The organism is Haemophilus sp. CCUG 60358, from assembly GCF_001679485.1.
In the GTDB taxonomy this organism is placed as follows: domain Bacteria; phylum Pseudomonadota; class Gammaproteobacteria; order Enterobacterales; family Pasteurellaceae; genus Haemophilus_D.
In genome coordinates, this window is the sequence record NZ_LZOZ01000001.1 from 173,339 (window position 1) to 186,388 (window position 13,050).

Below are 13,050 nucleotides of genomic sequence, written 5' to 3' on the forward strand. Positions count from 1 at the left end.
AACATGGATATGGCAAATTGGCAGAATTATCGTTCGCAAGTGAATGGCATGCCTGCCGTGTTTACCGCAAATATTGAAGATTTAGATGTTTATCATGGTAAGCATCTTAGTAAAGTTGTGCAATTTACCGTGCCTTATCAGGGAGATGAGGACGGTTTGCCTAATGAAGATGAATATGAAAAATTAATTAATCGTCTTTTTAAAATCCTTGCACAATTGACCGCACTTCCAAATGTTTTTTTTGCTGGGCACTTTATTTGCAATCATCAGGCAAAAATGCATTTCTATTGTGAACATGATGCTTTGCTTAAAGAAACCCTTCAACAACTCGATTTTGTCTCAGAAATCAACGTACAGAATGATCCAAATTGGGATACCTATTTCGATTTCTTGTTGGCTTCACCATTAGAAATGAAATTAAATGCGACAGAAGAGATTTTGAGTATGCTGAATAGCAAAGGGCGTAATTTAAGCGACACTTATTTAATTGAGCATACTTTCCATTTTGATGAAGAAGAGAAAATGTTTCCCTTTATGGATGAATTAACGCTCGGACAAGTGTCTTTTAATACGTTAAAATATTCTAGCCAAGCCATCCAAACAGAAGAAGATGAAGAGCCTTATTTTATGGTGAAATTGGAGCAAGAGCTTTCATTAGACAGTAATGAGATCTTCGAGTGGGTAGAGCGCTTTGAAAAGCTAGCCATGGAGTTTTCTGGCGATTATATCGGCTGGGAATGCGATAATTTAATCGATGATCGTTCAGCATTAAATTAGCCTGATAATTCATTAAATCAGTATAGATTAGATAAAAATAAAGCCCATCAACACGATGGGCTTAAATTCTTTTGGCTACTAATTTAGGATTCGTAAAAGGAGACAAACGAAAGCTAAACCAAAAGATAAATTTGGCTCCTCCTGCGGGACTCGAACCTGCGACATATGGATTAACAGTCCACCGTTCTACCGACTGAACTAAGGAGGAATAAATTTGGTATCACAAAGAATAGGCGCGCATTTTAATGATCGGACCACTTCTTGTCAAGACCAAAAATGAAAAAAATCATAAAAAATTTTGCACTTTTTTCTATCCACAAAGCCTGTGGATAACTTTGTGGATTGTTTTTGTTTAAAATGGTCAACCACTGGTGCAGACTGGCTTTTCCTTAAATTGTTCATCTATTAGCCGCAAGTGAATATTCTTTTAAATATCAATATGTTAAGTAAAGTCCAGCAAAAAAAATAAAATATTTTTCAATTTTGAAGTGTTTAAGACTTGACACGCCTAAGTATGTGTAAAACTTGGATTTTTATCACTCAATTTGGAGCAATAAATGTGCTAAAATAGCTCCATTTCTAAAATACCTAAAAAATTGACCGCACTTATGGCAGAGAAAATTAATACTAAGCCTTTTATCCTTCATTCCGATTTTAAGCCTTCTGGTGATCAACCCCAAGCAATCGAAAAATTAGTCGAAAATTTAGAGGATGGTTTGGCCCATCAAACACTTCTAGGGGTAACGGGGTCAGGCAAAACATTTACCATTGCAAATGTCATAGCGACATTAAATCGCCCGGCGATGTTACTTGCCCCAAATAAAACCCTCGCTGCTCAGCTTTATGCAGAAATGAAAGCGTTTTTTCCAGAAAATGCAGTGGAATATTTCGTCTCATACTATGATTATTATCAGCCAGAAGCTTATGTACCGAGTAGTGATACCTTTATTGAGAAAGATGCTTCTATTAATGATCAGATTGAACAGATGCGTCTTTCTGCTACGAAGTCATTCTTAGAGCGTCGAGATACTATTGTAGTGGCGTCTGTATCCGCGATTTATGGTTTGGGTGATCCGGATAGCTATTTGCAGATGATGTTGCATTTACAGCAAGGTGCCATTATCGATCAACGTCAGATTTTAGCGAAGTTGGCGGAATTACAATACGCAAGAAACGATCACGCTTTTCAGCGTGGTACATTCCGGGTGCGCGGCGAAGTGATTGATATTTTCCCTGCAGAATCTGACGATCGAGCGGTACGAATTGAATTATTCGATGATGAAATTGAACGCCTAAGCTTATTTGATCCTTTAACGGGTACTAGTTTTGGCGCTGTTCCGCGTTTTACGGTGTATCCGAAAACCCACTATGTGACGCCAAGAGAGCGTATTTTAGATGCTATTGAAAAAATCAAAGTGGAGCTTGTGCAACGCCGTGAATATTTCATCAAAGAACATAAGCTGTTGGAAGAGCAGCGTATTACCCAACGCACACAATTTGATATTGAGATGATGAATGAGCTCGGCTATTGCTCAGGAATAGAAAACTATTCACGCTATCTTTCTGGCAGAAATGAGGGTGAACCACCTCCGACATTATTTGATTATATGCCGTCTGATGCGATTTTGATTATTGATGAATCACACGTGACTGTTCCGCAAATTGGCGGGATGTATCGTGGTGACCGTTCACGTAAAGAAACCTTGGTGGAATATGGTTTCCGTTTGCCTTCAACATTGGATAATCGTCCATTACGCTTTGAAGAGTTCGAACGTTTAGCGCCGCAGACGATTTACGTTTCAGCGACACCAGGCCCTTATGAGTTGGAAAAATCGGGCAGTGAAATAGTTGATCAGGTTGTGCGTCCAACAGGCTTACTTGATCCGCAAATTGAAATTCGTCCAGTGTCCATTCAAGTGGATGATTTGCTCTCCGAAGCGCGTCAAAGAGCGGACAAAAATGAGCGTGTTTTAGTGACGACGCTGACGAAGAAAATGGCGGAAGATTTAACGGATTACTTAGATGAACATGGCATTCGTGTACGTTATCTGCACTCAGATATTGATACGGTTGAGCGTGTAGAGATTATTCGTGATTTGCGTTTGGGTGAGTTTGATGTGTTGGTTGGTATCAACTTGCTACGTGAGGGCTTGGACATTCCAGAAGTTTCTCTTGTGGCGATTTTAGATGCCGATAAAGAAGGTTTCTTGCGTTCTGAGCGTTCCTTAATTCAAACCATCGGTCGTGCCGCTCGAAACTTGAATGGTAAAGCAATTTTGTATGCTGATAGCATGACTAAATCTATGGAAAAAGCCATTACCGAAACGAATCGCCGTCGTGAAAAACAAATGAAATACAATGAAGAGCACGGTATTGTTCCACAGGCATTGAATAAGAAAGTTGGTGAATTATTAGATATTGGTCAAGGTGCAAATCAAAAAGCCAAATCGAAACAGCGTGGAAAAACGGCGGCTGAACCGACCGCACTTTACAATACACCTAAATCAGCCAAAGAATTCCAACAACAAATTAAGAAATTGGAACAACAAATGTATAAATTTGCTCAAGATCTTGAGTTTGAAAAAGCCGCCGCAGTACGCGATCAGCTTCATCAATTGAGAGAGCAGTTTATGATATCGGAATAGAGTAAAAGTGCGGTCAAATCAATTTGACCGCACTTTCATTTTATTGCACTAATAAGTAGAAGTTATTTTTACCACGTAAGATATTGAGTGCAACAGCAGATGGTTTTTCATCTAGCGCTTTGCGTAAGTCTTGCGTGCTTTCAATTGGCTGGCGGTTGATGCCGATGATGATATCACCCGATTTTAAACCGCGTTGTGCTGCCATTGAATTTGGCTGTACTTTGCTAATTTCCACACCTTTAACGCCTTTTGCATCATAGTTGCTTAAGGTTGCACCATCTAATGCTGGAAGTTCCGTTTTGCTCGCAGTTTGAGTGCCATCGTCTGCTTGTAAGGTCACTTTTACGTTTTCAGATTTACCATCACGTAAATAAGTAAGTTCAATTTCTTTGCCTGCACCAGAAGTCGCGATTTTAGCTCGCATTTCGGCAAAGCTTGAGATTTTTTGACCATTCATTGCGGTAATTACATCACCCGCTTTTAAGCCTGCTTTTTCGGCAGCAGAATTTGGAATGACTTCACTCACAAAAGCACCTTGTTGCGCACTGACATTAAAGGCTTTCGCTAAATCTGCATTTAATTCGCCACCTTTAATACCGAGTAAACCACGGCGTACTTCACCAAATTCTAAGATTTGTTGCACAAGATTGTTGGCTTGGTTGCTTGGAATTGCAAAGGCAATCCCGGCGTTACCGCCACTTGGAGAAATAATAGCCGTATTGATACCAATTAATTCACCTTGTAAATTCAATAATGCACCGCCAGAGTTACCACGGTTTACCGCCGCATCGGTTTGAATATAGTTTTCATACGCACCGCTATCTGAACCAGTAGAGCGGCCAAGTGCTGAAACAATACCAGAGGTTACAGTTTGGCCTAAACCGAATGGGTTACCGATAGCAACGGTGAAATCACCTACGCGTAATTTATCGGAGTCAGCCATTTTGATCGCGGTAAGGTTAGTTGGTTTTTCGATTTGTACTAAAGCGATATCAGATTGTTCGTCTTTTCCAACGAGTTTTGCTTTGAATTCACGTCCGTCTTGTAATTTTACGGTGATTTTATCCGCACCATCTACCACGTGATTATTAGTTAAAACATAGCCTTTATCTGCATTGATGATCACGCCAGAACCTAAACCTCGGAAGTTGCGTGATGAGCCACGGTTTCCACCAAATTGTTCGCCAAATTGATCACCAAAGAAAAATTTAAATTCTTCCGGGATGTCATCAGGTAATGCTGAACGGCTGTTTGCTTTTGCTTTGCCTTCAACGGAAATCGTCACAACAGCTGCTTGCGCTTTTTCTAACATTGGCGCTAGGCTGCCTTGTTCTACGATTTCATTCGGAATAGCTGCTTGAGCGGATAAAGAGGTCGCAAATACGCTTAAACCTAATGCGATGCCGGTTAATACAAAATTTCTTTTCTTCATAGAGTTCTCCAAGTAAAAATAAATGACTGAATAAGTGTTCATTCAGACAAAGAAATGGGGGAAATGTTCAGTAAAAACAAGGGAGTTTAAAAAAATATTTAAAAAAGTACGGTCGGAATTGAAATTGTTCTTTATGACCACATTTTATTTAATTTATTTGTGTATTTTGGAGAATAAACAGGGGAGCTTTTTAAAATGTAGCAGGTACAACCTATTTTTACGCCAAAATCCTTGCCAGATAAAGTGAAAGGTAGTTTAATAACGACCTACTTGGATTGCTTAACAAGTACAAGTTTTATGCAGTTGTATAAAATTAGTGTATGAATTTAAATGAACTAGTTTACTAGTACAAAAAATAGGTGTAGAGTAACGCCATTAGATTTTAAGCATAACATTTAAGATTTAGAGAGTGACATATGGCGACGAAGAAAGAAGATATCGAAATAAAAGTTGCAAATGACGATACCCGAATTGAAAAAGTGGATCAGGTATTGCCTCCCATTGCTTTATTAGAAAAATTTCCTGCAAGTGAAGAAGCAGCTGAGTTAGTTCGTGAAACCCGTTTATATGCCCACAATATTATTCATGGAAAAGACGACCGTTTACTTGTGGTAATTGGTCCTTGTTCTATTCATGATCCTAAAGCGGCATTAGATTACGCAAAACGTTTAAAAGTATTACGTGATGAATATAAAGATACACTTGAAGTGGTGATGCGCGTTTACTTTGAAAAACCGCGTACAACAGTGGGCTGGAAAGGCTTAATTAACGATCCTTATTTAAATGATACGTATCGTTTAAATGATGGTTTACGTATTGCGCGTAAATTATTATCTGATATTAATAACTTAGGTGTGCCATCAGCCGGTGAGTTCTTAGATATGATCACACCGCAATATGTGGCAGATTTTATGAGTTGGGGTGCAATTGGTGCGAGAACAACTGAATCTCAAGTTCACCGTGAATTAGCTTCAGGTTTATCTTGTGCGGTAGGATTTAAAAATGGCACAAATGGTGGCGTAAAAGTCGCCTTAGATGCAATGGGTGCGGCAGAAGCTTCGCATTATTTCTTATCCGTAACAAAATTTGGTCATTCTGCTATTGTTTCAACAAAGGGAAATGAAGACTGCCACATTATTTTACGTGGTGGAGATAAAGGCCCTAACTATAAGGCTGAAGACATTGTAAAAGTGTGTGCAGAGATCGAAAAATCAGGTCGTATTCCACATGTCATGGTTGATTTCAGCCATGCAAATAGTAGCAAACAATTCAAAAAACAAATGGAAGTTTGTGAAGATGTTTGCCAGCAAATTGCAGGCGGTTCAAAACAGATCTTTGGTGTCATGGTAGAAAGCCATATCGTTGAAGGTCGTCAAGATTTAGTCGATGGTAAAGCGCAGACTTACGGACAAAGTATTACTGATGCCTGTATCGGTTGGGAAGATACAGAAATCTTGTTAAAACAACTATCTGATGCAGTAGCGGCTCGCCGTCGAGTAAATAACTAATAATTTTTTATTTTTCAGATGATTAAAAGTGCGGTTAATTTTGACCGCACTTTTTTTTTGTATTACTATGAAAGATAATAAAAAAGGTGTATGTTAGAGCTAAGAAATGAGACAGGAGAAATATGATGGGCGATACGATAAATGGTCTGTTAATTGTTTTAATACCTATGCTATTAGGCTATTTACTTAAGACTAATAATAAATCCTATATCATAAAAATTAATCATATTGTGATGTTTTTGCTCTATATCATCCTTTTCTTAATGGGGTATTTGCTTGGACAGTTAGATGATTTAGAGAATAAACTCCCTATTATTGGCACAACTGCGGTGACGCTATCGGCGATCATTTTGGGATCCAATATGATTGGTTTAATGTTTTATGACCGTTTTAATCCAGCAGAGCCACTTAAATCACAAGGTAAAATTGATTCTCGTTGGCACTCCTTAATTGACTCTCTCAAACTTTCCGGCACAGTGGTAATTGGCACCCTTTGTGGTTTCTTATTCAAATCCTATCTCATGTTACCTACAGGTATTAATCTGTATGTATTGATTGTACTGATTTTCTTTGTAGGGATTCAGCTAAGAAATAACGGCATTTCCTTGAAAGAAGCCCTTTTCAATAAACGAGGTTTCCAAACGGGAATGGTGTTTACTTTTACTTCATTACTAGGAGGTATCATTGCTGCTTTTGTTTTGGCTATGCCAATTACGCAAGGACTGGCATTTGCCTCTGGAATGGGGTGGTATTCGTTATCCAGTGTAGTATTGACCAATGCATGGGGACCTGTACAGGGCAGTATTGCCTTTTTTAATGATTTATCCCGAGAAATTGTCAGTTTATTTGTCATCCCATTATTTATGCGCCATTTTCGTTCGACTGCAATTGGGATTACGGGTGCTACTGCAATAGATTGCACTTTGCCAATTATCCAAAAAGCGGGAGGCATTGAAGTCACGCCAATTGCGATTTCATTCGGCTTTGTGACGAATATTCTGCCACCATTGTTATTGGTTTTCTTTTCCAGTATTCCGCTATAAAAAAGAAATACCAAAAAACAAAAGAGTTAATTGTTATTTTTCGATTAACTCTTTTTCTTATATTTTAATGTTAGGGATTATCAGCTTGTCTATGCATGGCAATAACCGCCTGACCTAAACTGAGTCCGCCATCACCCATCGGTAATTTATGCGCACTTAGTACATGGAATTCGCTCAAATTTTCTTTTAATAAGCGACGTAGCAGTTGGTTATGCATCACACCACCAGATAACACGATGGTACGACATTGGTGTTGTCGTGCTTGGTTTGCAGCAAGTTCAGCAAAACCTTGGGCGAGAGCATAGTGAAAGGCGAAGGCTTTATCTTCAACAGGTGCATGGTAATTTAACCAACTTTGCCAAAAGTAAGCTAAATCCAGTTTATTGCCGATAAGTGGCATTTTTACTGGAATATTGACCGCACTTTGTGCTTGGATAGCCAAAGATGAGGTGTTTGCTAGCGCTTCGAGATGGCAAGCCGCTTCACCTTCCCAAGAAACAATGGTTGGTGCAATACCGAGATCATAAGCTACGGCATCAAATAAACGACCCGCAGATGATATAGGTGGACAATTGAGTCTGCGCTCAATGGCATTGACTAGTATTTGCCAATTTGGTTCAGTGCAAGTTTTGGTGAGTATTTCTTGCCATTGTGGCACAAATTGATGCAGGTGGGCCAGCCAGTTGCGCCAAGGTTGTTTGGCTGCAAGATCGCCACCTGGTAGAGCAACAGCAGGTAGACCACCTAAATATTGACTATGTTGATAATCAACGAGTAGGCATTCGCCTCCCCAAAGTTGTCCATTTTCGCCCATGCCGATACCGTCTAGAGCAAGACCAATTACAGATTCATTACAATTCTGCTCAGCCATTACGCTGACAATATGAGCATGATGATGCAGTACTTCTATTGGTGTGATTTGTTGCTGTTCGGCAAGTTGTTTACCAATGGAAGATGAAAAATAGCCTGGGTGAGCATCAACAGCGATGATGTCTGGTTTAAATTGATAAATACTTTGAAATAATTCAAGATTTTCACTTAATTGTGACCGCACTTGTTCATTTGCTGTGTCGCCAATATGTTGGCTCAGTACGGCTTTATTGTGACGTAGTAAGCAGAATGTATTTTTCAGATCAGAACCTAACGCCAACACATTTTTTGTGCTTTGTGTTTCAAGTGGTATTTCATCAGGCACGTAGCCACGAGCACGGCGTAATGTTTCTAATCCATCGAAGGCAACGCGAACAAGGCTATCATCGGCACGTTGTAGAATATCGCGATTGTGACAAAGATAAAAATCCGTTAAATCAGCTAATTGTTCCACTGCATGTTCATTTTTCAATACAGGAGGTTGCCCACTGGCATTCGCAGAGGTCATCACGAGTGGACGATTAACTGCACGTAACAACAAATGCTGCAGTGGATTACTTGGAAGCATGACACCGATTTCTTGCAAGTTAGGTGCGATGTTATCAGCAATATTGGGTACTTTATGTTTTGCTAGCAGTACAATTGGCGCAGCACTGCTGGTTAGCAATTCTGTTTCTTGAGAACTCAAATCCTGTAAAAACTGCAGATTAGGCACCATAATGGCTAATGGTTTTGTGGGACGATGTTTCCGTTGACGTAATAAATCAACAGTTTTTGGGTTATTCGCATCACAGGCTAGATGAAAACCGCCTAAGCCTTTAACAGCGACGATGTGACCTTGTTGCAATAAAAGTGCGGTCTGTTTTAGCGCGGTTTCATGAGTAAAAAGTGTTTTTTCTCGATCCTGCAACCAGATATGGGGTCCACAGACTGAACAAGCATTAGGTTGAGCATGAAAACGACGATCAGCGGGATCTTTATATTCTTTTTCACATTGTGGACAAAGCGGAAAAGAAGCCATCGCCGTGTTTTTTCTATCGTAAGGAATTGCCTTGATGATGGTAAAACGTGGGCCACAATGGGTACAATTAGTAAAGGGGTAGTGATAACGTCGATTGTTGGGATCGAATAAGTCGGCTAAACAATGTGGACAGGTCGCTGCATCGGGAATAATTTGCGTGTCCATTTGATTGTTTTCGCTTTCTCGGATAGTAAAGCCTGTTATTGCAGTTGCTTCTGGCCAATCAATAGCGCGCTGAGTAATATCGGTAATTTGTGCTAGCGGTGGGAGTTTGTTTTGTAAGTCGGATAAAAATTGCTCGAGTGCATCTGTTGGTGGAGAGACAAAACGAACTAATACGCCTTGTCCATCGTTATTTACATCTCCGTTTAACTTATATTGATTAGCTAGAAGCCAAACAAAAGGGCGAAATCCCACGCCCTGAACTTTTCCTTTTATGCGTAATTCGATCCCTTGCATAACGCAATCCTATTTATTTTTGATTTAAGCCAAGAAAATCGCCGACTTCGTGTTCTAGCTGGCTCATGGCAATTAAGGCTTCTTGCGTTTGTTTGGCCTCTTCTTCATCGATAATTGTCATGGCAAAACCCACATGCACGAGTACCCATTTACCGACGAGAGGTTTGGGGTCATCCTGACAAATTAATGAAATATTAACCTCTCTTTTAACTCCGCACACATCGACTACAGCAAGCTGTAATGCGCTGTCAGCTACTTGAATGATCTGTCCCGGAATACCTAAACACATAATCTGTCCTTAGTTAGAATGTTTATGAGATGAATTGTTTATTGTGAGGCAATAAACATACTACGAAAGGGAAATTTTATCACGTAAGCATTTAAATTTGTATAGCGATATTTCAAATAGGGTGATGTCCATTTGTTGAAAATTTGTTCACGTTTTTAACATAAAATTATTATGTTTCACCGTTATTTAACAGGGGCATCACAGTAATAGAAAAACAATGGGAATCTTTTGATCTTAATCACAAATTTTCGAATTACTTCTTGAGCTTTACTTTTCGATAGGAGTATCCTTACTCCTAGAGTGGTTATTGTAGAAACGTTATTTACATACAAGGAGGGGAGTGTATGAATCGTTTTGTAATCGGTGATCCGAAGGATTGCATTGGATGCAACACCTGTATGGCCGCTTGTAGCGAAGTGCATAAAGCTTTCGGATTACAATCTTTTCCACGCTTACAAGTCATGCGTAATGATGATGTAACCGTGCCAATTCTCTGTCGTCATTGTGATGATTCACCATGTGCTACCGTGTGTCCTGTACACGCCATTACACATATTGATGACACCATTCAACTTAACGAAAGTCTCTGTATCGGTTGTAAACTTTGTGGTATTGCTTGCCCATTCGGTGCAATTACCCAACATGGTTCAGCACCGATTGACGCACCAACCTATTATGAAGGATTCTCCTTCACTGATGCGGTAAAACGAGATATTCGTACTGCACCAGATAATACTGATTTACACAATATGTTGGCATGGCAACCTGGCGTAAAAGCCATTGCGGTGAAATGCGATCTTTGCTATTTCCGTGAAGATGGTCCGGCTTGTGTACAAACCTGTCCGACCAAAACGTTATTTATTATTAGTGATGAGAGTATCAAACAGGCTAACGAAAGAAAACGTGAAATGGCAATGGTTTCTTCGCCTGCTATCCCAAGATAATTAGTGTGTTTAACTTGTAATCAATGGAGTGATATTATGAGTTTACCAATCAACTTACTCATCACGACCCTGTTGATTTATGTCGTAGGTGCGTTTATTTCGCTCGCAGTGAGACGAAATGAACAACTTTCAATCAATATATCCGGTGTGACCGGTGTACTTGCTGGAGTGTTAGGTATTGTTGCCTGCATCCCCGTTCTGATCAGCAGCGACACAGTCGTTGATGTTTTCAAAACCCCATTTGAATTTGCCTCGTTCTCAATCCGTATTGATGGATTGGCAGCCTTTATGGTGTGTGTCATTTCTTTATTAGTTATTGTGACTGCACTTTATTCTTTCTCTTATGTAAAAGAATACAAAGGCAAAGGCGCAGGTTCCATGGGTTTCTTCATGAATTTATTTATCGCTTCCATGGTTGCGTTAGTTACCAGCGATAATGCGTTCTACTTCCTTGTATTCTTTGAAATGATGTCATTGGCATCTTATTTCTTAGTCCTTACCGAACAAGATGACAACGCCGTAAATGCAGGCTTGCTTTATTTCTTTATTGCGCATGCCGGTTCGGTATTAATTATGATCGCCTTCTTCATTTTCTACTGTTATACCGGTAGTTTTGAATTTAGCGCATTCCGTCAAACCACTTTACCGGCACCGCTTGCCTTTACCGCCTTTATTTTGGCATTTTTAGGTTTTGGCGCCAAAGCAGGGATGATTCCATTACACAGCTGGTTACCGAAAGCTCACCCGGCTGCACCTTCTCATGCATCCGCAATGATGTCTGGTGTGATGGTAAAAATTGGTATTTTCGGGATTATTAAAGTGGGTGTCGATCTTCTTGGCTCTACCAATGTTTGGTATGGCGTTATCGTGCTTGGTTTCGGTGCGGTATCTTCCGTACTCGGTGTACTTTATGCCTTGGCAGAACATGACATCAAAAAACTCTTGGCTTATCACACGGTAGAAAATATCGGCATCATTATGATGGGTGTGGGCGTCGGTATGATTGGTATCGCGACACATCATCCTGTGTTGGCTACTGTAGGCTTGCTTGGTGGGTTATATCACTTACTTAACCATGCCGTATTCAAAGGTTTGTTATTCTTAGGTGCGGGTTCTGTGATGTATCGCTTGCATACTAAAGATATGGACTTAATGGGCGGCCTAGGCAAACTTATGCCTTACACTGCATTCTGTTTCTTAATCGGTACCATGGCGATTTCTGCATTGCCACCGTTTAATGGTTTCGTCAGTGAATGGTTTACTTATCAATCCTTATTCACATTAAGCCAAAGTGATGATTTCGTATTAAAACTTGCTGGCCCGATTGCCATTATTATGTTGGCATTGACAGGTGCGTTAGCGGCACTTTGTTTCGTGAAAGTGTACGGTATCAGCTTCGGTGGTGCACCACGTAGTGAAAAAGCAGCTAATGCACGCGAAGTACCAAAACCAATGGTCATTGCGATGGCTGTGTTGGCGTTATGTTGTGTGTTGTTAGGTGTGGGGGCATCAGTGGTAACCCCAATAATAGCAAAAATTTCGACCGCACTTGCTCATAGCGAGCCGCTAATGTTGGCTCAAAATGGTGTAGTGGTCGCGCAAGCTGAACCGCATACCGTGCTTTCAACACCGATGGTGACTATCATGCTATTGGCATTCTTCTTCTTGCCATTTAGTTTTTACGCCTTCACCAAAAATCAACGTTTATCCGATCGTGCAAAAGGCAATCCATGGGCTTGTGGTTATGCTTATGAACAAGATATGGCGGCGTCTGCGGGTAGTTTTACTCGTCCATTACGTACGATTTTCAAACCGCTTTATACCTTGCGCGAAGTGTTGGATCCTGCACCTTTAGGTGATAAAAGCATCCAAGCAGTAATTAAAGGCGCAACAAAAACAGAACCTTTCTGGGAAGAAAAAGTGACCATGCCGATCGCTCATTTTATTCCTTGGTTAGGAACAAAACTTCAATGGTTGCAACAAGGCGACTTCCGTTTGTACTGCGTGTACTTCGTGATTGCTTTGGTGGCAATACTACTTTCCATTGCGTTGATGTAGGAGG

At 40.2% G+C, this 13,050-nt stretch carries 9 protein-coding genes and 1 tRNA gene; 6 read left to right on the plus strand and 4 right to left on the minus strand.

The features are described 5' to 3' along the window. The first annotated feature begins 3 nt into the window (after window positions 1-3). A complete protein-coding gene (locus tag A9500_RS00790) occupies window positions 4-777 on the plus strand; it encodes a TIGR01619 family protein (protein WP_065243540.1) in 774 nt (257 codons plus the stop codon). Window positions 778-909: 132 nt separating this feature from the next. Here A9500_RS00790 and A9500_RS00795 read toward each other — a convergent pair. Further along, window positions 910-985: transfer RNA gene (locus A9500_RS00795), tRNA-Asn, on the minus strand. A gap of 400 nt (window positions 986-1,385) precedes the next feature. Here A9500_RS00795 and uvrB point away from each other — a divergent pair. Next, on the plus strand, window positions 1,386-3,422 hold the full coding sequence (uvrB, locus tag A9500_RS00800) for an excinuclease ABC subunit UvrB (protein WP_065243541.1): 2,037 nt from the start codon (window positions 1,386-1,388) through the stop codon (window positions 3,420-3,422). A gap of 40 nt (window positions 3,423-3,462) precedes the next feature. Here the strand turns inward: uvrB and A9500_RS00805 are convergent, their stop codons facing one another. After that, window positions 3,463-4,854, minus strand: coding sequence for a DegQ family serine endoprotease (locus A9500_RS00805; protein WP_065243542.1), 1,392 nt, complete (start codon window positions 4,852-4,854; stop codon window positions 3,463-3,465). A gap of 416 nt (window positions 4,855-5,270) precedes the next feature. Between A9500_RS00805 and aroG the strand changes: the two genes are divergently transcribed. Continuing rightward, complete coding sequence (gene aroG, locus A9500_RS00810) at window positions 5,271-6,362, plus strand: 3-deoxy-7-phosphoheptulonate synthase AroG (protein WP_065243543.1); 1,092 nt, start codon at window positions 5,271-5,273, stop codon at window positions 6,360-6,362. 125 nt (window positions 6,363-6,487) lie between these two features. After that, window positions 6,488-7,405: a lysine exporter LysO family protein gene (locus A9500_RS10615; protein ID WP_065243544.1), complete on the plus strand. Its 918-nt coding sequence runs from the start codon at window positions 6,488-6,490 to the stop codon at window positions 7,403-7,405. A gap of 70 nt (window positions 7,406-7,475) precedes the next feature. Here the strand turns inward: A9500_RS10615 and hypF are convergent, their stop codons facing one another. Continuing rightward, on the minus strand, window positions 7,476-9,755 hold the full coding sequence (hypF, locus tag A9500_RS00820) for a carbamoyltransferase HypF (RefSeq protein WP_065243545.1): 2,280 nt from the start codon (window positions 9,753-9,755) through the stop codon (window positions 7,476-7,478). 13 nt (window positions 9,756-9,768) lie between these two features. After that, window positions 9,769-10,044, minus strand: coding sequence for a hydrogenase maturation factor HybG (gene hybG, locus A9500_RS00825; protein WP_005696275.1), 276 nt, complete (start codon window positions 10,042-10,044; stop codon window positions 9,769-9,771). A 344-nt stretch (window positions 10,045-10,388) separates the two neighbouring features. Here hybG and A9500_RS00830 point away from each other — a divergent pair, with 344 nt between their 5' ends. Together A9500_RS00830 and hyfB are read left to right on the plus strand one after the other, a co-directional pair. Next, entirely contained in the window at window positions 10,389-10,988 is a 600-nt protein-coding gene (locus A9500_RS00830) for a 4Fe-4S dicluster domain-containing protein (protein WP_049357467.1), read from the plus strand. A 36-nt stretch (window positions 10,989-11,024) separates the two neighbouring features. After that, the gene (hyfB, locus tag A9500_RS00835; protein ID WP_065243546.1) at window positions 11,025-13,046 is read left to right on the plus strand and encodes a hydrogenase 4 subunit B; all 2,022 of its coding nucleotides are present in this window, start codon (window positions 11,025-11,027) and stop codon (window positions 13,044-13,046) included. Window positions 13,047-13,050: the final 4 nt, after the last annotated feature.